Source organism: Sphingobium sp. DC-2 (genome assembly GCF_000722555.1).
GTDB classification, from domain to species: Bacteria; Pseudomonadota; Alphaproteobacteria; order Sphingomonadales; family Sphingomonadaceae; genus Sphingobium; species Sphingobium quisquiliarum.
Genome location: NZ_JNAC01000050.1, coordinates 1 through 21,187, shown reverse-complemented (window position 1 = coordinate 21,187; position 21,187 = coordinate 1). Strand labels below are relative to the sequence as shown.

Here is a 21,187-nt window from a genome sequence, read left to right as displayed (position 1 = left end):
AGCGCCAGAATGTGGCGAAATATGGGCAACCTGAAAGCCGCCGCTCCAGCAAAGGAAAAAGGCTCGGAAAACAGCCTTCCGAGCCTTCATCCGCTGCTATATCATCACCTTACCAGGGATATATCAGGCCATAATATTGGAAGACGCTGCGGCCATAGGCGTCAGTGTAATCGGGCCGCTCGTCAGGCAGATGTTTGGGCGCATTATCCAGCGCCTCCCGGCTGAGATCGACGACATAGCCGCCCTTGTCCGTGTCGTAATTCAGCATCGACCAGGGCAGCGGATAATGATCCTGCCCCAGCCCCAATATGCCGCCGAACGACAGCACCGCGTAGCGGACCTGCCCGCTCAGCTTGTCGACCATGAAGTTGGAGATATGACCCAGCCGTTCGCCTTCCCGGTTGTAAACGGCGGTTCCTTCGACCCGGTCCGACGCAATCAGATCGCCAGGATTTCCGGTCATCGCGTCAGTCATCGTCATTCTCCTGTGAAAATCAGGCTATAAGGATGAAACCGGGCAGGACAGACCGAGTTCCTCCCTGAACGGAAACAGGAGGGTAAGGTGAAGATCAATCGCAGCGGATCGGCCGTCTGGAGCGGCGGATTGAAGGACGGCAAGGGCGCGATCTCGACCCAGAGCGGCGCGCTGGACGCCCATCCCTATGGCTTCGCCACGCGGTTCGAAGGCGTGCCGGGCAGCAACCCGGAAGAATTGATTGCCGCGGCGCATGCGTCCTGCTTCACCATGGCGCTCTCGCTGATATTGGGCGAGGCGGGCTTCACGGCCGAGAAGATGGAAAGCAACGCCGTCGTCACGCTGGAGCAGAAGGACGGCGGCTTCGCCATCACCGCGAGCAAGCTCAGCCTGAAGGCGTCGATCCCAGGCATCGACGACAGCCGCTTTCAGGAGCTTGCCGCGAAGGCCAAGGCGAACTGCCCCGTCTCCAAGCTGCTGAACGCAGAAATCAGCCTTGACGCGGAACTGCTAGGCTGACCGCTGCCGCCGGGCGTGGAGATGCTCCCGCCAGGCGATATAGAGGCCGCTCGCCATGATCAGGGATGCGCCGATCCAGGTCGTCGCTGGCGGCCATCCCTGACCGATCAGCAGGCCAAGCAGCGCGATCCACAGGATGCTGGAATAATCCATCGGCAGCACCACTGACACCGGCGCCCAGCGCAGCGCGCCGGTCAGGAGCATTTGCGCGGCGCCTCCGCTCAGGCCGATGAACAGCAGCAGGGCCCAGGTGAGGGGATCATGGCCGCCGCCATAAAGCAGCGCGCCAAGGCCCAGCGGCGGCAGGGACAGGGCGGTGAACCAGAAGACGATGGTTCCAGCATTCTCCGTCCGGCCCAGCTCACGCAGGATCAGGCTGACGCAGGCCGTCATGAAGGCAGCGGCGATCGCGACGGCGACGCCCAGGGGCAGCAATTCGCCCGCGTCGGGCCGCTGAGTGACCAGCACGCCCAGAAAGCCCACCAGCACAGCGCTCCAGCGATGCAGCCCCGTCTTCTCCTTCAGGATCGCGGCTGACAGGATGGTGCCGAAAATCGGCATGGTGAAACCGATCGTCACCGCTTCGGCAGGGGGCAGCAGGATATAGGACAGGAAATTGAGCGCCATTCCCGCAACGCCCACGACCATACGCGTGGCATGCGCCCCGATCCTGCGGGCGCGGATAGAGCCGAACCCGCCCGTCATCGCGATCCAACTCAGCACCACCGGCAAGGCCAGCAACTGCCGGTAGAAAAGCGTTTCGACGATATGGACGCCGCGCGTGCTGGCGACGCGCCCGGCGATGAACATGGCCGATACGCAGACCGCCGCCCCCAGGCGCAGCGCCATGCCCAGCAAGGGCCTGTGGGGGCGTGGATCGGCGGGACTGGCGGACATCAGCCCGCATTAGTGCGGCTGCGCATTTGCGCAACCGCGCAATGGCACGCCGTCAGCCGGGCTTGCGGAACTTCAGCGTCATGCGGTCGCTTTCGCCGATCGCCATATATTTCGCCTTGTCCACCTCACCATTGCTGAGCACGGGCGGCAGGGTCCAGACCCCCTTGGGCCAGTCGGCGCTGTCCTTGGCGTTCGCGTTGATCTCGGACGCTCCCACATATTCGAACCCGGCGGCTTCGGCGATCCGGCGAACGGTGGAGGTCTTGAGATAGCCGCTGCTCTTTTCCAGCGCGGCGTCGCGATCTTCCGGCAGGCGATGGTCGACGATGCCAAGGATGCCGCCCGGCTTGAGCATGTCGTAAAAGCTCTTGAAGGCGGACGCTTCCGTCCCGGACATCACCATATTGTGCACGTTGCGGAAGGTGAGGACCGTGTCGACGCTGCCCGCCGGAATGGCGGATGTCTCTTCGGGGAAGGCGACCAGCTTCACCTTGGCATAGGCGTCCGGCTTGGCGGCGAGAAACTTCTTATATCCGTCAAGAAAGCGCCCGCTGGGCTGCAATGCGATCAGATTGCCCTTGTCGCGCAGCAGCGGAGCGAGGATTTCGGTGTACCAGCCGCCGCTCGGCGAATATTCCACCACCGTCTGTTGCGGCGTGATGCCAAAGAAGCTCAGCGTTTCGGCGGGATGGCGATATTTATCCCGTGCGGCATTGGCTGGCGTGCGCGTGGGCGCTGCTACAGCGGCCGCGATAGGGTCAGCCGCCCTATGCGCTGCATGACCGGCATGATCGCCATGCTGGGCGGTAGCGGAAGCGAGAGGCAGGATCAGCCCTGCGGACAGCATGCTGATGCGGATCAGGCGGTTCATCGGAATCCTCCTTATGTGGAAATTCCGATGTGCCGGTCATACGCCCGCCATGCAAGCCGCAGCATGCGGCCGCGCGATCGGATCAGAGGCACGCTTCCAGGAAAGGCTGGTCGAAACCGAACTGCCGCGCCTTGTCCAGCGTGTAGGGGCGCAGGCCCATGGAGCGATATTCGCCCACGATCCGGCCATTCTCATCCTCGTCATGATATTCGAACTTGAACAGTTCCTGCGTGACGATGACGTCGCCTTCCATGCCGATCACTTCCGTCAGGTTGGTGACGCGGCGCGAGCCGTCGCGCAGGCGCTTCACCTGGACGATCAGGTCGACCGAATCGGCGATCTGCTTGGAAATGGCTTCCTTCGGGATCTTGATGTCACCCATCATGATCATGTTTTCCATACGGCCCAGGCATTCGCGCGGACTGTTGGAGTGAAGCGTGCACATGGAGCCGTCATGGCCGGTGTTCATCGCGGCGAGCAGGTCGAAACACTCCGCGCCACGAATTTCGCCCAGGATGATGCGGTCAGGACGCATACGCAGGGCGTTCTTGACGAGGTCGCCGATGGTGATCGCGCCCTGGCCTTCCAGGTTAGGCGGACGGGTTTCGAGGGGGAGCCAGTGCGGCTGTTGCAGGCGCAGTTCGGCGGCGTCCTCGATGGTCAGCACGCGTTCGCCGGGGTCGATCATCTTCGACAGCGCATTGAGCATGGTGGTCTTGCCCGATCCGGTGCCGCCCGAAATGACGATGTTCATCCGGCACGCACCCGCGATCTTGAGTGCGGTGCACATCTTCTGGCTCATCGCGCCCCATTGGGCGAGCATGTCGAGCGTGATCGGCTTGGCGGAGAATTTACGGATGGAGATGGCGGTGCCGCGCAGGCTGAGCGGCGGAACGATCACGTTGACGCGGCTGCCGTCGGGCAGGCGGGCGTCGGCCAGCGGCGTGGTCTGGTCGACGCGGCGGCCGACCTTGTTCACGATGCGCTGGGCGATCTGGAACAGATGCTCCTCGTCCCGAAACTTGATGGGCGCGATCTGGAGCTTGCCCTTCTTTTCGATATAGGTCTGCTCCGGGCCGTTCACCATGATGTCGCTGACGTCGGGGTCGGCGAGCAGCTCTTCGAGGGGACCGAGGCCCAGAAGCTCGTCCACCAGCACCTTTTCCAGCGCGAACTGCTCGCGGCGGTTAAGGGTGAGCTTGAGTTCGGCCAGCACCTCCATGATGATGGGCCGGAATTCCTCGGCCAGTTCATCCTTGCTGAGCGTCGCGGCCGCTTCGGGATCGACGCGTTCGAGCAGGCGGGGGAGGACCTGTTCCTTGATCTTGTGGACAGACGCCTCGAAGCCCTGCGGCCCGGTGTCGGCGATATGTTCGGCATTGGCGCGATCGGACAGGCGCTGCATCGCGTCGGCGTTACGCTGCATCTGGCCGGTAGGAGCGGAAAGCGGATCAATGGGCGTTTCGGCGGGCAGGGGCGCCATGTCCAGGGGCGGGAACTGATCCCCGCCGCGTATCTCTTCACGCGGCGCGCCGCCCTGCATAGGCCGGGCCACGCCAAATCCCGGCTTGATGCCGGCCGGTCCATTCTTCCGTCCAAACGCGCTCATAATTCTCCGCCGCATTATTCCGATGGGCCAGCCGTTCAGAACAGGCCGATCCGATTTGGCTGCAATGGTGAATAGGGCGGAAACTTTGACAAATGGCTAATGGCGCCCGCGCCGCGCAAGGCGGTTCTGCGCCGGGCTAGAGCCGATATTTCATACAAGTGAATGGAGCACCGGTGCCGTGCGCCGCGGCCGGGCGACAGAAGAGAAAGGATGAAAGTCTGATGACCGGCAATAGCTTTTGTGATCCGCCCTGTCGCGAAACCGCAGATCGCGGACAATGTCTACGGCTGGGATCAGGGGCGGCGGATGATTGACGTCATTCACCGTCGAAACTGGCTCTGGTCCAGCATTTCAAGCCGGCCGAGGAAGCTGCGCCTGGGGCAGCAAAAAGGCTGCGTCTCCGGTGGAGCGCAGCCTTTTTACATGGCGGGATATGTCAGGCTGCGATCAGCCCGCATGCTCCGCGAGGACGGTGAGGCCCTTTTCGTTCACTTCCGCGAAGCCGCCCTGAACGGGGATGACTTCGGGGGCCGCATCGGCGCTGGCGAAGATCTGGATCGCGCCGTCGCGGACAGTGGACATGAAGGGCGCGTGGCCCTCCAGCACGCCGAAGTCGCCATCGGTGCCGGGGACGACGACCTGATAGACCTCTTCCGAGCGGACGAGCTTTTCGGGGGTGGTGCGATTGCGTGAGCAATCGCCTGCAACCTGCTGGGATAGGTAGCCGGTTCGCTCCGCTCACCACCCACCCCAACCCCTCCCTTGAAAGGGAGGGGCTAGTTTTCCGTCAGCTTACGCCGCTTCGGCAGCCAGCTTCTTCGCCTTTTCAATGGCCTCGTCGATGCCGCCGACCATGTAGAAGGCGTTTTCGGGCAGATGGTCATATTCGCCTTCGACCACGGCCTTGAATGACTTCACCGTGTCTTCGATCTGGACGAACTTGCCCGAAATGCCGGTGAAGACTTCGGCGACGTGGAAGGGCTGCGACAGGAACTTCTGGATCTTGCGAGCGCGGGCGACGGTGAGCTTATCTTCTTCCGACAGCTCGTCCATACCCAGGATCGCGATGATGTCCTGAAGCGACTTGTACTTCTGCAGGATCGCCTGAACCGCGCGGGCGGTTTCATAATGTTCCTGACCGACAACGCGGGGTTCCAGAACGCGGCTGGTCGAATCCAGCGGGTCGACCGCCGGGTAGATGCCGAGTTCCGAAATGGCGCGGTTGAGAACGGTGGTGGCGTCCAAGTGCGCGAAGCTGGTAGCCGGCGCAGGGTCGGTCAAGTCGTCCGCAGGGACGTACACGGCCTGCACCGAGGTGATCGAACCCTTGTTGGTCGAGGTGATGCGCTCCTGAAGGGCGCCCATATCGGTGGCGAGGGTCGGCTGATAGCCCACGGCCGAAGGAATACGGCCGAGCAATGCCGACACTTCCGCGCCCGCCTGCGTGAAGCGGAAGATGTTATCGACGAAGAAGAGCACGTCCTGGCCTTCCTGGTCGCGGAAATATTCCGCGATGGTGAGGCCCGACAGAGCGACGCGCGCGCGGGCGCCCGGGGGCTCGTTCATCTGACCGTAAACCAGCGCCACCTTAGACCCTTCGCTGATCGCGTTTCCATCGGCGTCCTTGGCGATAACGCCGGCGTCGAGGAATTCGTGATAGAGGTCGTTGCCTTCGCGGGTCCGCTCACCGACGCCCGCGAACACGGAGGTGCCGCCATGGCCCTTCGCGATGTTGTTGATCAGTTCCTGGATGAGCACGGTCTTGCCCACGCCCGCGCCGCCGAACAGGCCGATCTTGCCGCCCTTCGCATAGGGAGCGAGAAGGTCGATGACCTTGATGCCCGTGACCAGGATCGACGCGTCGGTCGACTGGTCGACGAACTCGGGAGCCTTGGCGTGGATCGGGGCGGAGAGGGTGGTTTCCACCGGGCCGCGCTCGTCGATCGGCTCGCCGACGACGTTCAGGATGCGGCCGAGCGTGGCCGGACCCACGGGAACGCTGATCTGCGCGCCGGTGTCGGTCACTTCCTGACCGCGGGTCAGGCCGTCGGTCGAGTCCATCGCGATGGTTCGGACGGTGTTTTCACCCAGATGCTGGGCGACTTCCAGCACCAGGCGCTGGCCATTGTTGCTGGTTTCCAGCGCGGAGAGAATAGCGGGGAGCGCATCGGGGAAGGTCACGTCGACGACAGCGCCGATGACCTGCGAGATGCGGCCTACATTGTTGGTGGTTGCCATGACGAGTACCTTCTTCGTGCTGTCTGAATAACTTACTGTACAAAACCAAAGATGATTAGATGCTGTTGCGCGCCGACCTTCTTGTCGGATGAGGAAAGCGAAATCAGAGCGTGCTTGCCTGCCCGATCGAACCGGTAGGTCCGGTATGTGATATGGGCTTCATCTTGAGAACGAGTTTCGGGCTTTGAAAGCTCGCCCTTAGCGGATGCTTGAAGCGATGAGGTCAAATCTCCGAAGCTTGCTACGACCGAACTTTCATCGGCTTCCGCAATTCTGATTTCACAAATGCCTGCTGGTACATAGCCCAAAAGCAGTTGCGCATTCGAAGGACTGCGGACGGCCCACGCAACGCCGCCCGGCTGTCCCTGTAATTGGGCAACCACAGCATCAGGCAATTTGTTAGCCATCGCATTTCCATTCCCGATGACCGAAAGAGCGCGAGCACTCGCCCCGTCAGTATCAACGCAGAACGCCTTGAAAAAATCAAAGGCATCCTTCGCACGCGCATCAGTCTGCGCGTGCGTTTCGGTTGCAACGAAAAGTGCCGCTGCAACCGAAACGCATGATCCTAGAAGGCTCCGCCCGAGGGTCACTTACAGCGCCTCCGCGCCCGAGATGATTTCGACCAGTTCGGTGGTGATCGCGGCCTGGCGGCTGCGGTTATACTGAATGGTCAGCCTGTTGATGAGGTCACCGGCATTGCGGGTCGCATTGTCCATGGCGGTCATCGATGCGCCCTGTTCGGACGCGTTATTTTCCAGCAGCGCCTTGAAGATCTGCACCGTGACGTTGCGCGGCAGCAGGTCGTCGAGGATCGCTTCCTCGCTTGGTTCATATTCGACCGTCGCGCCAATGGCGTCGCGGTTGGCGTCCGCCGGGATTTTCACCGGGATGATCTGCTGTTCGGTCGGGATCTGGGCAAGAGCCGACTTGAAGCGCGAGAAGAAGAGGTGCGCGACGTCGAACTTGCTGTTCAGATACATCTCCGTCAGCTCATGCGCGATCGCCTCGGCCTGCGCATAGCCGGGTTCCTTGACCCCGGTCGTGTCGAACTGAGCGACGATCATGCCGGGAAAGGTGCGGTTGATCACCGGACGGCCCTTGCGGCCGATCAGATAGAAGCGCACCGTCTTGCCCTGCTGGATCAGTTCATCCGCCTTGGCGCGGGCGGCCTTGACGATGTTGGCGTTGAACGCGCCAGCAAGGCCCCGGTCGGAGTTGGCGACGACCAGCAGATGCACGTCATCCTTGCCGGTGCCTGCCAGCAGCGGCGAAGCGCCTTCGCCCGAACCGCCAGCGATCTTCGAAGCCAGGCTCGCCACGACCGATTCCAGACGGCTGGAATAGGGGCGAGCGGCTTCGGCGGCAGCCTGCGCCTTGCGCAGCTTCGCGGCGGCGACCATCTGCTTCGCCTTGGTGATCTTCTGGGTCGATTTCACCGACCCTATGCGGAGCTTCAGTTCCTTGAGGCTGGCCATGCTACCTGTTTCAACCTTTTGTCGTCATCCCCACGGAGGCGGGGATCCATCTCCCTTGCGGTGCGTCGGGACGCTCGGTCCGGAGATGGGCCCCCGCCTGCGCGGGGGCGACGGTTTTCGTTAAGCGAACGTCTTGCCGAACGAGTCCAGCGCAGCCTTCAGCTTGGCCTTGGCGTCGTCGCTCAGATCCTTGCTGTCGCGGATCGCGGTCAGCACATCGGCATGGTCGTGGCGCAGATAAGCGAGCATCAGCTCCTCATAGCGCGTCACGTCCTTGACCGGGATATTGTCCAGATAGCCGTTGGTGCCAGCGAAGATCGACGCGGTCTGCTCTTCGAAGGGCAGGGGCGAGAACTGCGCCTGCTTGAGCAGCTCGGTCAGGCGCGCACCACGGTTCAGCAGCTTCTGGGTCGAAGCGTCGAGGTCCGAACCGAACTGAGCGAAGGCCGCCATTTCGCGATACTGGGCCAGCTCCAGCTTGATCGAGCCCGACACCTTCTTCATCGCCTTGGTCTGCGCGGCGGACCCGACGCGCGACACCGACAGGCCAACGTTAATGGCCGGACGGATGCCCTGGTAGAAGAGATTGGTTTCGAGGAAGATCTGGCCATCGGTGATCGAAATCACGTTGGTCGGGATGTAGGCTGACACGTCACCGGCCTGCGTTTCGATGATCGGCAGCGCCGTCAGCGAGCCTGCGCCATTTGCGTCGTTCATCTTCGCAGCGCGCTCCAGCAGGCGGCTGTGGAGATAGAAAACGTCGCCCGGATAGGCTTCGCGGCCCGGAGGACGACGCAGCAGCAGCGACATCTGGCGATAGGCGACAGCCTGCTTGGAAAGGTCGTCATAGACGATCACGGCATGCATGCCGTTGTCGCGGAAATATTCGCCCATGGTGACGCCGGTATAGGGCGCCAGATACTGGAGCGGAGCGGGCTCCGAAGCGGTCGCGGCGACGACGATCGAATATTCCATCGCGCCGTTTTCTTCGAGCTGCTTGACGATCTGCGCGACGGTCGAGCGCTTCTGGCCCACGGCGACGTAGATGCAGTAGAGCTTCTTGCTCTCGTCATCGCCCGCGTTGATGCCCTTCTGGTTGATGAAGGTATCGATCGCGACGGCGGTCTTGCCGGTCTGACGGTCGCCGATGATCAGCTCGCGCTGGCCACGGCCGACGGGGACGAGGGCGTCGATCGCCTTGAGGCCGGTCTGCACGGGTTCATGCACCGACTTGCGGGGGATGATGCCCGGCGCCTTGACTTCAACGCGCTTGCGCTCGGTGTACTGGATCGGGCCCTTGCCATCGATCGGGTTGCCGAGGCCGTCCACGACGCGGCCGAGCAGGCCCTTGCCGACCGGAACGTCGACGATGGTGCCGGTGCGCTTGACGGTGTCGCCTTCCTTGATTTCGGCGTCCGAGCCGAAGATCACGACGCCGACATTGTCGGCTTCGAGGTTGAGCGCCATGCCCTGCACGCCATTGGCGAACTCGACCATTTCGCCCGCCTGGACGTTGTCGAGGCCATGGACGCGGGCGATGCCGTCACCCACGGTCAGCACGGAACCGACTTCGCTCACCTGCGCTTCGGTGCCGAAATTGGCGATCTGGTCCTTGATGACCTTCGAAATTTCTGCGGCGTTGATATCCATGTTCAGCCTTTCATCGAAGCCTTGCGGCTTTCAGCCTTTCATCGCGTGGGCGAGACTATTCAAACGGGTGCGGATGGAGGAATCGATCATCTGGCTGCCGATCTTGACGACCAGCCCGCCAAGGATCGCAGGATCGACCTTCGCATCGAGCGCGACTTCGCGGCCGACGCGCGTCCGCAGATTCTGTTGCAGGGCAGTGATCTGGTTCGAATCGAGCGGATGCGCACTGGTCACTTCCGCGCGGACTTCGCCCTTGTGATTCGAAAGCAGCGTTTCATAGGCGCGGATGACCGCGGGCAGCTGCGAAAGGCGACGGTTTGCCGCCAGAACGCCCAGGAACTTGGTCGTCAGCGCGTCGATCCCCATGGAGGATGCAACCGCCGCGATCGTCTTGCCAGCTGCATCGCGGCTCAGCACGGGGTTGTTGATCAGGCTCCTGAAATCCGCCGATTCGGCGATCGCGCCCTTGATCGCGCCGAGGCTGGCCGCCACGGTGTCGAGGGCGTTGCCGTCACGGGCCAGATCGAACAGCGCAACCGCGTAGCGTCCGCTGAGGCTAGCCTGAATGCCGCCGGTAGTCTCCACGCGCTTACCGTCCTCCAATTTCTGTCACTGGCACTTGATTTGCCGGTCATGCAAAAAGAGGGGAGCAGTAGCTGCCCGTTCCCCTGTTGCCGGGCCGGTTAGCAGCGGGATTATGACTATGCAAGTCATGGAACGCGATTCCGTCACAAGGATGGAATCGATGCGATTTGCCGGTGCTTTCCGGCGCCGGAAATCCGGTCAGTCCGGCGCGTCTCCCGGCGACAGGCGGCCCTTGGTGCAATGATAGACCAGCCGCTCGTTGGGCTGGGCGGGCAGCAGGGAAGCGAGATCGGACCGCAGGCCGGCAATTTTCCCGAGAAGGGCGGGATCGGTCCCGCACGCTTTGACCGGGCCGTCCTTCGACAATGCGCGCGCCTTGTCCATCGTGTCACTGTCGGGCAGCCAGCGCTGGACGCGCAACGTGCCGGTCACGGGATCGAAGCGGCTGACCGTGATGAAGTTGCCGGATTCGGGGATGGTGGCGCGTTCCCATTCATTCCCGGCGCTGACATATTGGCTGTTGCCGTTGACGCAGCCATTGCCGGTCCAATGGAATGGAATGTCATTGGCTTCCGACACGGTGAGGCGGCTGCGGTTGAGGTCTATGCGGCAGATATTGTCGCCTTCCCATGCAAAGGCGCTGTTGCCGCTGACCCGATTGTCATCGGCCAGCTTTACCCGTTCATCGATGCCGGAAAAGCTTGGCTTGAGGAAGAAGAGGGCGAATGCCCCCAGCAGCAGGACGCCGCCGCCTGCCAGGAACCATGTCGCGCGGCGTTCGCGGCCCTGGCTGTAGTAGAGGCCGCCAGCTCCCAAGCCAAGCACCGCGAGGGCGAGAAGGACCGCCGCCCCCGCCATCGCATTTTCGCGGGCGGAGATGATATCGCGTTCGGCCGTGTCGCGGGCCTTTTCCAGCGCGGCCTCCCGCGCGTCCGCCTTCGCCCGCTCCGACTGCTCGCTCTGCTGCGCCTCGCGCTGGGTCAGCGCGGCTTCGGCGGCGTCGGCTTCCGCCATGGAGCGGCAAGGCACGACCGTATGCAGGGAGGAAACGCCCGCCTGCCGCAGGAAGGAGGCGACTTCCCGCCAGGAAACGGCGAAACCGAATTCCGCGTCATTGCCGTCGGATACGGATCCGAAGCTGTTGACGCCCAGCACCCGCCCGCAATCGTCAACCAACGGCCCGCCGCTGTTGCCCGCGGCGAGCGGGGCGGTGTGCAGGATGGTGTCGAAGCTGTGGCTCGACCGGCCCGACGAAACGTTGCCGCTGGTCTTCACCGTACCCAGCGGCTCGATCATGTCCTTGAGGCCAAGGCCCTGCGCCCGGTCGACATTGCCGGGATAGCCGATGGCGGTCACATGCTGCCCGTCGCTGACCGCCCCGGCATAAAATGTGCTGACGGGAAGGCGGCCTTCCTCAAGCTGGATCAGCGCCAGGTCGTTGCCGGGCGAATAGGCGATCACGCGGCCGCCATAGCTTTTGCGCCCTTCCGACGGGATGACGCCGATGACGAGATTTTTTTCCTCGCGCGTCAGTTCCACAACATGGGCGTTGGTCAGCACCTTGTCGGGCGCGACGGCAAAGCCGCTGCCATGCCCGACGAAATAGGCGTCGCTGCCGTCCGTTGCGACGATGACGACGCGGACGACCCCGCGCGCGGCGGCGGCGATGTCCTGCTGTTCCGCCTGCGCGGCGGCGGGCAGCATGAGGGCGAGCACGAGGCACAGGCGGCGGAGGATGGCGACCATATGCGGCGCATTCATATGGCAAAGCCCGGCTGAGGCAATCGAGAAATGCTTTGAGAGCAAGCAGCGGGAAGGCTGGCGGCACGCGCCATGCTAATCCATAAGCATGAACCGGATGACCGACCTTTCCGCCCCGACGCCGATGGCAATGGATGACGATGCCTGCTGGGACGCGTTTCAGCGGCGCGATCGCGGCATGGACGGGCTGTTCGTCGGCGCGGTGCTCACGACCGGCATCTATTGCAAGCCAAGCTGCGCGGCGCGGCGGCCCCTGAGGGAAAACATGATTTTCCTGCCCGGGCCTGAGGCGGCGCGGGAGGCGGGTTTCCGGGCTTGCCTGCGGTGCCGGCCCGACGAAGCGGGGCGCGACCGGCTGGCGGTGGAGGCGGCGAAGGCCTTCATCGCCGCCGCTGAGACGCCGCCTTCGCTGGAGGATATCGCGGCCCATGCCGGCTATGCGCCGCATCATTTCCACCGGCTGTTCAAGCGGGAGACGGGGCTGACTCCCGCTGCCTATGGCCGGTCCCTGCGGACGCAGCGGTTGAAATCAGCGCTGGAGGAGGGCGAGAGCGTCACCAACGCCATCTATGAGGCGGGCTATAATGCCCCCAGCCGCGCCTATGCCGATGCGCAGCGGCATCTGGGCATGAGTCCGAGTGCGTGGAAGGACGGCGGGCGGGGCGTCACGATCGGCTATGCAATGGTGGGATCGAGCCTTGGCCCCGTGCTGGTGGCCGCCACCGCGAAGGGGCTGTGCCGCATCAGCTTCGATGAGGATGAGAGCGCGTTACGGCGGCGCTTTCCCAAGGCGGAAATCGTGCCGGGCGACGCCGCCCTGGCGGGACTGGCGGCGCAGGTCGTGCGCCTGATCGAGAATCCGTCGGCGCCCGTCGACCTGCCGCTGGACATATGTGGCACGGCCTTCCAGCAGGCGGTCTGGGCGGCTTTGCGCGCCATCCCTGCGGGCGAAACGCGCAGCTATGGCGAGATCGCGGCCGCGATCGGCAGGCCCGGCGCGGTGCGGGCGGCGGGCACGGCCTGCGGCGACAATGGACTGGCGGTCCTGATCCCCTGCCACCGGGTTTTGCGCAGCGACGGCAGTCTGGGCGGATACGCCTATGGGCTGGAGCGCAAGAAGGCCCTGCTGGAGCGGGAAGGCGGCGGATGAACATCGCCTTTCCCCTTTCTTTTCCGCCGCATGACGGGCAATGATGAGGGGTATGCCGTCGGGGGGCGTTGATGGGAAAAGGATTGAAAGGGCTGCTGGCCCTGGCATTCATGGTGGCGCTGCTGCCCGATACGGCCCATGCCGCATGGTTGCAGGCCAAGAGCAGGCATTTCACCATCTACAGCGAAAGCAATGAAGCGAAGCTGCGGGACTTTGCGGAAAAGCTGGAAAAGTTCGACTGCCTGCTGCGCCGCGTGACCGGGATCGACGATCCGCAAGCGGGCAGTCCGGTGCATGTCTACCTGCTGTCGAACGATGCGAAGGTGAAGGCGATTGCCCGCAATCCGCATCTGTCAGGCTTCTACACGACATCGGACAGGTTCGCATTCGCCGTGCTGGGGCGCGGCCAGAAGACGGGCCAGTTCGATGCGGGCGCGGAAGAAATCCTGTTCCACGAATATAGCCATTACTTCATGCTGCACCATTTTCCGGCGGCTTACCCAGCCTGGTATGTGGAGGGATTCGCCGAATTCTTCTCAGTCGTGAAGTTCCCGAAGGACGGCTCCATAGAGTTCGGCCACATCCCCCTGATGCGCGCGCCGGGGCTGATCATGGCTTCGCCCTATCCGCTCAAGCAGCTGTTCGCCCGCGATACCGAAGGGCTGGGGCTGCGCGATGGCGACCGCTATTACGGCACGGCCTGGCTGCTCACCCATTATTATCAATATCGCCCCGACCGGCGGGAGGAGATCAGCCATTATCTGAAGGACCTGTCGGCGGGCGTGCCCGACATGAAGCTGGACAGCTATTTCGCCGGAGGGGTCGACGGGTTGGAAAAGGACCTGCGCGCCTATATGCGTCAGCGGCTGACGGCGTCCCGCCTGGCCGCCAACGCAGTCACCGTTGGCGAGATTGCGATCAGCCCTGTCGATCCCGTCCGGGGCGCGCTGATCGAAGACGAACTGCGGTTGATGAACCATCCTCCGGCGGAGGAGCTTCCCCTGATCGCCGATTCGATCCGCGCCACCTCCGCCAAATTCCCGCCAAACGCCTATGCGCTGACGCTGCTGGCCGAAGCGGAATGGAAGGCGGAGAAAAAGGACGAGGCGCTGGCCGATGCGGATCGCGCCATCGCGCTCGACCCCGCTCTGTCGCGCGCCTACAGCGTCCGCGCCAATGTGCTGCTGGACCGCGCCTATGATAGCGATGCCGAGGCGGACTGGAAGGCCGCCAGGTCCATGATCGTGAAGGCCAACCGCGCCGACACGGAAGACCCGGTGCCGCTCGCCCTCTATTACCGCTATCATCAGATGAGGGGCGGGGAGATGCCGGACGTTGGCTATGACGGCCTTGCCAAGGCCTATGCGCTGTTGCCGCAAAATCCCGAATATCGCGCCAACTATGCCGCTTCCATGGCGGCGAGGGGCGATTATGCCCGCGCGTCCCGCCTGCTGGATCCGCTTGCTTTTTCGCCCCACCCATCGGGCATGCGGGAATGGGCGGTGGGGCAGAAGGCCGAATATGACGCCAGGGCGAAGGAGAAAGCGCCTCCGGCTAAACCGCCCGCCTCAGCCGCTCCATGACCGCGCGGCGTTCGGCCTTGCTCATGCCGCGCCAGCGCCGGATTTCCTCCATGGTCCGGCCGCAGCCGGTGCAGACGCGGCCCGCCTTGTCCAGCGTGCAGATGTTGACGCAGGGGCTTTCCATCGGAGTTCAGGCCCTCACATGAAGCTGTAGGGATCGACATCCACCGCGACGCGGGTGCCGGATTTCCATGTGATGTTGCCCAGCCATTCGCGGATCGCCGCCTGTACGTCGATCGCCCTTGTGGCGTGGATCAGCAGGCGGTGGCGATGACGGCCGCGCAGGACGGATAGCGGCGCGGGCGCGGGGCCGTAGACGCGCATGCCGTCGATCATCGGCGCGGACTTGCCGATCAGCCGGGCGACCTGCGCGGCCTCGTCCGCATCTTCGCTGGAGATGATGATCGCGGCGAAGCGGCCGAAGGGCGGGGCGTTGGCGCGGCGGCGGTTTTCGGTCTCGACTTCATAGAAGCGTTCCGAATCGCCCGCGATCAGCGCCTTGATGACCTCCGCCTCCGGCATGCGGGTCTGGATGAAGACGCGGCCCGGCTTCTGCCCCCGGCCCGCGCGCCCCGCGACCTGCACGATCTGCTGGAAGGTGCGTTCCGACGCGCGAAGGTCGCCGCCTTCCAGGCCCAGGTCCGCATCGATCACCCCCACCAGCGTCAGGTTGGGGAAGTGATAGCCCTTGGTGACAAGCTGGGTGCCGATGATGATGTCGATGGCGCCTGCCTCCACCGATTTCACGAACTCGGCCGCCTTGGCGGGCGACCAGAGCGTGTCGGACGTAACGATGGCGGTTCGCGCCTGCGGCCAGAACGCCTTCACCTCATCGGCGATCCGCTCCACGCCGGGGCCGCAGGCGACCAGGCTGTCCTCCTCCTTGCACTCCGGGCAGAAGCGCGGGGACGGGATGACATGGCCGCAATGATGGCAGGCAAGGCGGCGCGTCAGCCGGTGCTCGACCATCCAGGCGGTGCAGTTGGGGCATTGGAAGCGGTAGCCGCAATGGCGGCAGAGGGTGAGCGGCGCATAACCCCGCCGGTTGAGGAACAGCAGGCTCTGTTCGCCCTTCTCCATCGTCTCGTCGATCGCGCGGATCAGCGGCGGCGCGATCCAGCGGCCGCGTTCGGGCGGGTCGGTGAGGAGGTTGATGCCCTCGATCGCGGGCATTTCAGCGCCGCCGAACCGGGCGGGCAGCTTGATTTCGCGATAGCGGCCCAGCTCCACCTGATGCCGGGTTTCGATGGCGGGCGTGGCGGATGCGAGGATGACGGGGAATTTCTCCATCAGCCCGCGCATCACCGCCACGTCGCGGGCATGATAATGAACGCCGTCCTCCTGCTTGAAGCTCGCCTCATGCGCCTCGTCCACGACGATGAGGCCCAGATTGGGATACGGCAGGAACAGGGCGGAGCGCGCTCCGACGACCACCGCCGCGTCGCCTGCCGCGATGGCGCGCCACGCCCGCCGCCGCTCGCTCTGGCGCAGGCCGCTATGCCAGCTCACGGGCACGGTGCCGAACCGCTTTTCGAACCGTTCCAGAAAAGGCTCGGTCAGCGCGATTTCGGGCAGGAGGACCAGCACCTGCCGCCCTTCGCGGATGGCGGCGGCGATGGCTTCGAAATAGACCTCCGTCTTGCCGGAGCCGGTGACGCCGTCGAGCAGGAAAGGGGCGAAGTCGCGCTGCCGGACGGCTTCGATGAACTCGCCCGCCGCATCAGCTTGGCCATCGGAAAGCTGCGGCGGCGCGTGATCGGGGTCGGGTCGGGGAAAGGGCGTGTCGATGCTGACTTCCACCGGCTCGAACGCGCCCGCCTTGACGAGTCCGCGGATCACCGCATCGCTGACCCCGCCAATCAGCGCCAGTTCGCGGATCAGGCCCTGACGCTCGCCAATGCGCTCCATCGCCTGGGCGCGCTGTTCGGTCATGCGGTCCGGCAGGTCCCCGGTGGCGCGATATTCGATGACGGTGCGCGCGCCCTCCAGCGCGGGCATGGACGCCAGCGTCATGCGCAGGACCGAAGCGACGGGAGCCAGATAATAGTCCGCCGTCCATTCGATCAGGCGGCGCAGCGTTTCAGGGACAGGCGGCGCATCGACCGGGCCGATGATGTTGCGCAGGCGATTGTCGCCGACGCTTTCGACATCGGGAAAGGCATCCTCTTCCCACACCACGCCGACAAGTTGCCTGGGGCCGAGCGGCGCGACGACGATGCTGCCGGGCTTGACGCTCATGTCATGAGGCACGCGGTAATCGAGTGGCCCAAGGGCGGCGTTCAAAAGGATGACACGGGCGCGCGAACTCATCTGCCCCTCCCTATCGCGTGAGGGGCGGGAGGCAAGGCGGGATTCCCGAAGAATGCGAGGATGCGGGCGCGCAGCCGGTCAGATCTTCCAGTTGAGGGTCAGCCAGGGGACATGGACCACGGCGTCAGGAGCGCCGCCGCGGACGCTTTGCTGCCGCATGTAGAGCAACTGCGCATCGAGCGACCTGCCTAGCGGCTGGCGCAGGCCGATCTGCTGGCGCATGGCGGCCACGCCCGTCTTGTCGCCAGGCCGCGCGCGGTTGAGGTGGAAGAAGAGTTCGGCTGCGGCGATGAGGACCGGGGCTTTTGGGGAGCCCAGGGGCAGGGACGCCTGCACTCGCTGGCGAAGCCGCCAGCTTGCACCATCGGCCGTGTCGAAGAAGCGCTGCTCTATCCGGGTGCGGGCAAGAAAGATGCCGCGCGTGACGGTCGCCTGCTGGAACAGGCGCAGCTCCTGTTCGGGGCCGGAGTGGAAGAAGGCGAAGCCGCCGCCGATCTGGAGCCCGTTGGCGATGCGGTGATCCAGAAGGATGCGCGCGGTCTGCTGCTCTCCATTGGAACTGTCGCGGCGGAAACGCTGGCTGAGGTCGAGCGAGATGCTGTCGGCCGGTGTCGCGGCGATGGTCAGGGATTCGGTGATCCACGCCTGCGTTTCTTCGGTGGCGGCTGTGGCTGGCGGGGCAGCGATCGCCGCCAGCAGGGGAAGGGCGCCCGATATGTGGCGTGGGCGCAAGGGGCGGGGCATTGGCGGGTCCTTTGGAAAGGTGCCGCCGTCATAATGTTACGCGGCTGTTTCCGTAAAGCCTGCCGCTGGCAATAATGGCTAATCCGGGGATCAGCCGCTAAAGGGAAGCCGATTCGCACATCCCGCCCCGGAGCATAGCCATGAAGTTCTTCGTCGATACCGCCGACACCAACGAGATCCGCGACCTTGCCGCCACCGGCCTGCTCGACGGCGTCACCACCAACCCGTCGCTGATCCACAAGTCGGGCCGCAAGTTCGTGGAAGTGGTGGAGGAAATTTGCGGCATCGTCGATGGCCCTGTGTCGGCCGAGGTCGTCGCGCTCGACCATGAGACGATGATGAAGGAAGCCGCCGTGCTGCGGAAGATCGCTGACAATGTCTGCATCAAGGTGCCGCTGACCATTGACGGGCTCAAGACCTGCAAGGCGCTGACCAGCGAAGGCACGATGGTCAATGTGACGCTCTGCTTCTCGGCCAATCAGGCGCTGCTGGCGGCCAAGGCGGGCGCGAGCTTCATTTCGCCCTTCGTCGGGCGGCATGACGATAATGGCTTTGACGGCATGAAGCTGATCGAGGATATCCGCCTGATCTACGACAATTACGCCTTCGACACGGAAATCCTGGTGGCAAGCGTGCGGCACCCGATCCATGTGCTGGAAAGCGCGAAGATCGGCGCGGACGTGATGACTGCACCGCCCTCGGTGATCAAGGCGCTGTTCAACCATGTGCTGACGGACAAGGGCATTGCGGGCTTCCTGGCGGATTGGGAAAAGACCGGCCAGTCGGTTCTTTAATCGTCAGGCCGACCGCCTCCGTTCGTTTCGAGCGTAGTCGAGAAACGGATAAGCACCCTCATATCGTTCCTCGACTACGCTCGAAACGAAGGGGGATGTAAGTGATTGCCGCAACCTCTGGCCGCGCGCATCATTCTCTCATCCGTAAAGGAGAGGTGCGATGTTCGTCGCGGTCTATTGGTGGCGGGTGCATCCGGGCAAGGAGGAACAGTTCCGTGCGGCATGGCGGCGTGGAACTGACCTGATCCGGGAGAAATATGGCAGCTACGGCTCGCGGCTGCATCGCGACGCGGATGGGCGCTTCGTCGGCTATGCCGAATGGCCGGACGAGGAGACCTGGCGCGCCGCCTTCGACCGCAAGATGGTCTATGACGACCCGGAAACGCGTGCCGCCTTTGTCGATGCAATCGCCGAAGTGCCCGCCGATGCCGATCCTATCTTCACCATGACGGTGACTGACGATCTGCTGCTGCGCGCGCGGCCCGATGACAGCCCGCTCGATGGCGAATAAGGGCGGCCTTGATTTCGGCTGGGGGTTCCTGGCCTTCGCGATGCTGATCGCGGGCGTGCTGCTGCTGGGTCTGGGCTGGCTCTGGTAGCGGGCGGCGGCGGATGGCGACCCCGGCAGGATAGCCACAAACCATCTGGAACAACGGGTTATGATGGCAAACGCCATTTTTCGACCCACGGATTCCTGCCGAGTCCCGCAGCAGTTGGCAAACCAATTTGGGCCGGAAAGCTGCGTCTACAGCCCCCGGCCCTGACCACACGATGGAGGGCATCGCATGGCTGATACTGATTTACTCGCACACCCGGTCCGCGTCCAGTTGCGCCGCACGAAGGGCTGGCGGATGCCTGAGAACACTGTGAAGGTGGACCGGACGAACAAGAAGTTCGGCAATCCCTTCACGGTCGGCTGCAACCCTAGCCATTTCAGCACGGCTCTGCCCGACCATTGCGATAGTGCGGCGGATGCGGTTGCTGCCTTTTCCTACTTTGCGGAAACGTGGATGGCACTGACACAAGGGCGGTGGATCGACCCGCTTGTCGGCAAGAATCTCGCTTGCTGGTGCAAGCCCGGCGATCCGTGCCACGGCGATGTACTGCTAAAGCTGGCAGAAGCCCGCCTTAACGGGAGTGAGGCAGCAAATGTATAGCGACTGGCAAGCCTCCGCGCAGAAGGAGATCGCGCGCCTGATGGCCGATGTTCCCGCTGATACCGATTGGAAGGAACGCCAGCGCATCCTTCGCTCTGGGGCGCAATGCTTCCACGGCGGCACCTCATGGGGCAAAAAGGTCTGGGCCAAGCATTGCAAAGCTTACCTCGCCATGCACGGGAAGCCGCCGCCCGCGAAGGACGTGCCTTTGTTCGCGGCTGACATAACCTTCCCATTCCGTGAAGGAACCACCCATGGATAAGAAAGAACTGATCGCGCTGGCTGACAAACTCAGTGAGGTGAAAGTTGAGAGCCACGACATGTTCATGAGCGCTTTCCATCTGGCGTTCCCGGCTCCGTCGCAGATTTGGGAGGATGAAGAGCGCGAAGAATGGACAGCGGATTATGAGAAATGGCACCAGTTAGGCTGGACCTTCGCCAATTTCCTTGATGCAAGCGCGTATCTCAATGCAGCCATGTTGCTGGTGCCGGAAGGTTGGGAGTGGCAGGCTGACACGCTGAAGATTGGCGCAGAACGTGATAAGCACGCATGGTTCCGCCTGCATCGGCCCGACTATGGCGAGCAATTCGAGGCAGAGGCCGCCACCCCCGCGCTCGCTCTCTGCGCCGCCGCAATCCGCGCCATCGCCTCACAGGAGGGGGAGTGATGCCTGAACTAACCCGCGAAGAGCTAAACAACCTCCGCTGCAAAGCCCCCGATCTGGAGGATGAAAGCCAGCACTTCTACGTCTGCGCCGATTGCGGGCAGGCGGTAGACAAGCGCCAGTTGGGCGATGTGTTCCACCATATGGACCCAGGGCATGAGAGGATACCGGAGCAGTGAGCAACGTCACCGAATTTCCCCGCCTGCAAGGGAGTGTCCTGTGCCACATTCAGCTTGTACGCCGCCCTGATGGAGAGGTCGGCGCTGTTCTTCAGGATATGGCTGGCAACCTGATAGAGACGACAGGGGGCGATGTTGCTGAGCGGGTGTCCATCATTGCGGGGTGGCTGAAGCAAGGTGCCGCCGACATGGAGCGACAGGCCGCTGAGTGGGCGAAATGGCTAGGGGATAGAGCATGACCGACGAGATAGATCAGGATGTGCGGGAGGCGGCTTACCTCTGGATGGTCAATGGCGAATGGGATGAAGCGGCAGTAGCACAATCCTTCGCCCGCATGAAAGAAGCAGGCCGTCAGCAGGGATTGCGCGAGGCGGCAGAGGTGGCGCGGGATGGCTGTAGGTGCCGTACCTGTGGGGCTTATTTCCTTGGCAGTAACGGCCATGAATGCGAGCGCCCCGACTGGGATGGCCTTGTCGGCTCTGTTGCAAAAATCGTGAAGCTTGAGCATGCTTGGCGGAGATT

Annotated in this window: 24 protein-coding genes and 1 pseudogene; 11 read left to right on the top strand and 14 right to left on the bottom strand. The window is 63.5% G+C overall.

The window, feature by feature from the left end; translation table 11 throughout:
* Window positions 1–109: 109 nt before the first annotated feature.
* A complete protein-coding gene (locus tag ET21_RS0110130; protein WP_021237586.1) occupies window positions 110–475 on the bottom strand; it encodes a PRC-barrel domain-containing protein in 366 nt (121 codons plus the stop codon).
* An 87-nt stretch (window positions 476–562) separates the two neighbouring features.
* Between ET21_RS0110130 and ET21_RS0110125 the strand changes: the two genes are divergently transcribed.
* Window positions 563–994, top strand: a complete 432-nt coding sequence (locus ET21_RS0110125) for an OsmC family protein (RefSeq protein ID WP_021237587.1) — start codon at window positions 563–565, stop codon at window positions 992–994.
* Here ET21_RS0110125 and ET21_RS0110120 read toward each other — a convergent pair.
* The 10 genes and pseudogenes from ET21_RS0110120 to ET21_RS0110080 form a co-directional block, all read right to left on the bottom strand.
* Window positions 986–1,891, bottom strand: coding sequence for a DMT family transporter (locus tag ET21_RS0110120; RefSeq protein WP_030539590.1), 906 nt, complete (start codon window positions 1,889–1,891; stop codon window positions 986–988). The genes ET21_RS0110125 and ET21_RS0110120 overlap by 9 nt on opposite strands.
* Window positions 1,892–1,943: 52 nt before the next feature.
* The gene (locus ET21_RS0110115; RefSeq protein ID WP_030539589.1) at window positions 1,944–2,762 is read right to left on the bottom strand and encodes a class I SAM-dependent methyltransferase; all 819 of its coding nucleotides are present in this window, start codon (window positions 2,760–2,762) and stop codon (window positions 1,944–1,946) included.
* Between the two features lie 82 nt (window positions 2,763–2,844).
* Entirely contained in the window at window positions 2,845–4,371 is a 1,527-nt protein-coding gene (locus ET21_RS0110110; protein ID WP_021237590.1) for a CpaF family protein, read from the bottom strand.
* Between the two features lie 447 nt (window positions 4,372–4,818).
* Window positions 4,819–5,049 (bottom strand): annotated as a pseudogene (locus ET21_RS27045) (ATP synthase F1 subunit epsilon); the annotation flags it as partial.
* A gap of 114 nt (window positions 5,050–5,163) precedes the next feature.
* Complete coding sequence (gene atpD, locus ET21_RS0110100; protein WP_007683648.1) at window positions 5,164–6,609, bottom strand: F0F1 ATP synthase subunit beta; 1,446 nt, start codon at window positions 6,607–6,609, stop codon at window positions 5,164–5,166.
* A 32-nt stretch (window positions 6,610–6,641) separates the two neighbouring features.
* Entirely contained in the window at window positions 6,642–7,202 is a 561-nt protein-coding gene (locus ET21_RS27670) for a hypothetical protein (protein ID WP_156029097.1), read from the bottom strand.
* The gene (locus tag ET21_RS0110095; RefSeq protein ID WP_030539587.1) at window positions 7,203–8,087 is read right to left on the bottom strand and encodes a F0F1 ATP synthase subunit gamma; all 885 of its coding nucleotides are present in this window, start codon (window positions 8,085–8,087) and stop codon (window positions 7,203–7,205) included.
* A 120-nt stretch (window positions 8,088–8,207) separates the two neighbouring features.
* Window positions 8,208–9,737, bottom strand: a complete 1,530-nt coding sequence (gene atpA, locus ET21_RS0110090) for a F0F1 ATP synthase subunit alpha (RefSeq protein WP_030539586.1) — start codon at window positions 9,735–9,737, stop codon at window positions 8,208–8,210.
* 30 nt (window positions 9,738–9,767) lie between these two features.
* Window positions 9,768–10,322, bottom strand: coding sequence for a F0F1 ATP synthase subunit delta (locus ET21_RS0110085; protein ID WP_030539585.1), 555 nt, complete (start codon window positions 10,320–10,322; stop codon window positions 9,768–9,770).
* A gap of 198 nt (window positions 10,323–10,520) precedes the next feature.
* Entirely contained in the window at window positions 10,521–12,068 is a 1,548-nt protein-coding gene (locus ET21_RS0110080) for a S1C family serine protease (RefSeq protein ID WP_030539584.1), read from the bottom strand.
* Between the two features lie 103 nt (window positions 12,069–12,171).
* Between ET21_RS0110080 and ada the strand changes: the two genes are divergently transcribed.
* Window positions 12,172–13,233, top strand: a complete 1,062-nt coding sequence (gene ada / locus ET21_RS0110075) for a bifunctional DNA-binding transcriptional regulator/O6-methylguanine-DNA methyltransferase Ada (RefSeq protein WP_030539583.1) — start codon at window positions 12,172–12,174, stop codon at window positions 13,231–13,233.
* A 71-nt stretch (window positions 13,234–13,304) separates the two neighbouring features.
* The gene (locus tag ET21_RS0110070) at window positions 13,305–14,816 is read left to right on the top strand and encodes a hypothetical protein (protein ID WP_030539582.1); all 1,512 of its coding nucleotides are present in this window, start codon (window positions 13,305–13,307) and stop codon (window positions 14,814–14,816) included.
* On the opposite strand, the gene ET21_RS0110065 is transcribed toward ET21_RS0110070, so the two are convergent.
* The 3 genes from ET21_RS0110065 to ET21_RS0110055 form a co-directional block, all read right to left on the bottom strand.
* Window positions 14,788–14,940, bottom strand: a complete 153-nt coding sequence (locus ET21_RS0110065; RefSeq protein WP_021237600.1) for a DUF1289 domain-containing protein — start codon at window positions 14,938–14,940, stop codon at window positions 14,788–14,790. The two genes, ET21_RS0110070 and ET21_RS0110065, sit on opposite strands and share 29 nt — an antisense overlap.
* Window positions 14,941–14,954: 14 nt before the next feature.
* Entirely contained in the window at window positions 14,955–17,126 is a 2,172-nt protein-coding gene (locus tag ET21_RS0110060) for a primosomal protein N' (protein ID WP_030539581.1), read from the bottom strand.
* Window positions 17,127–17,204: 78 nt separating this feature from the next.
* Window positions 17,205–17,870, bottom strand: a complete 666-nt coding sequence (locus tag ET21_RS0110055) for a DUF2490 domain-containing protein (protein WP_030539580.1) — start codon at window positions 17,868–17,870, stop codon at window positions 17,205–17,207.
* A gap of 140 nt (window positions 17,871–18,010) precedes the next feature.
* Here ET21_RS0110055 and fsa point away from each other — a divergent pair, with 140 nt between their 5' ends.
* The 8 genes from fsa to ET21_RS25770 all read left to right on the top strand — a co-directional run.
* The gene (gene fsa / locus ET21_RS0110050) at window positions 18,011–18,664 is read left to right on the top strand and encodes a fructose-6-phosphate aldolase (protein ID WP_021237603.1); all 654 of its coding nucleotides are present in this window, start codon (window positions 18,011–18,013) and stop codon (window positions 18,662–18,664) included.
* Window positions 18,665–18,824: 160 nt separating this feature from the next.
* Window positions 18,825–19,175 (top strand): antibiotic biosynthesis monooxygenase, encoded by a 351-nt coding sequence (locus tag ET21_RS0110045; protein WP_030539579.1) that lies wholly within the window; start codon window positions 18,825–18,827, stop codon window positions 19,173–19,175.
* A 274-nt stretch (window positions 19,176–19,449) separates the two neighbouring features.
* Window positions 19,450–19,821: a DUF4326 domain-containing protein gene (locus ET21_RS0110035; protein WP_030539578.1), complete on the top strand. Its 372-nt coding sequence runs from the start codon at window positions 19,450–19,452 to the stop codon at window positions 19,819–19,821.
* A gap of 40 nt (window positions 19,822–19,861) precedes the next feature.
* Entirely contained in the window at window positions 19,862–20,083 is a 222-nt protein-coding gene (locus ET21_RS0110030; RefSeq protein WP_156029094.1) for a hypothetical protein, read from the top strand.
* Window positions 20,076–20,489, top strand: coding sequence for a hypothetical protein (locus tag ET21_RS0110025; protein ID WP_030539576.1), 414 nt, complete (start codon window positions 20,076–20,078; stop codon window positions 20,487–20,489). The genes ET21_RS0110030 and ET21_RS0110025 overlap by 8 nt, the downstream gene beginning before the upstream one ends.
* Window positions 20,489–20,665: a hypothetical protein gene (locus ET21_RS27665; protein WP_156029091.1), complete on the top strand. Its 177-nt coding sequence runs from the start codon at window positions 20,489–20,491 to the stop codon at window positions 20,663–20,665. The genes ET21_RS0110025 and ET21_RS27665 overlap by 1 nt, the downstream gene beginning before the upstream one ends.
* A complete protein-coding gene (locus ET21_RS0110015; RefSeq protein WP_030539575.1) occupies window positions 20,662–20,904 on the top strand; it encodes a hypothetical protein in 243 nt (80 codons plus the stop codon). Before ET21_RS27665 ends, ET21_RS0110015 begins: the two co-directional genes overlap by 4 nt.
* Window positions 20,901–21,187, top strand: a 287-nt coding sequence (locus ET21_RS25770; protein WP_037470700.1) for a hypothetical protein, incomplete at its 3' end; no start/stop codon positions are given. The genes ET21_RS0110015 and ET21_RS25770, both read left to right, overlap by 4 nt.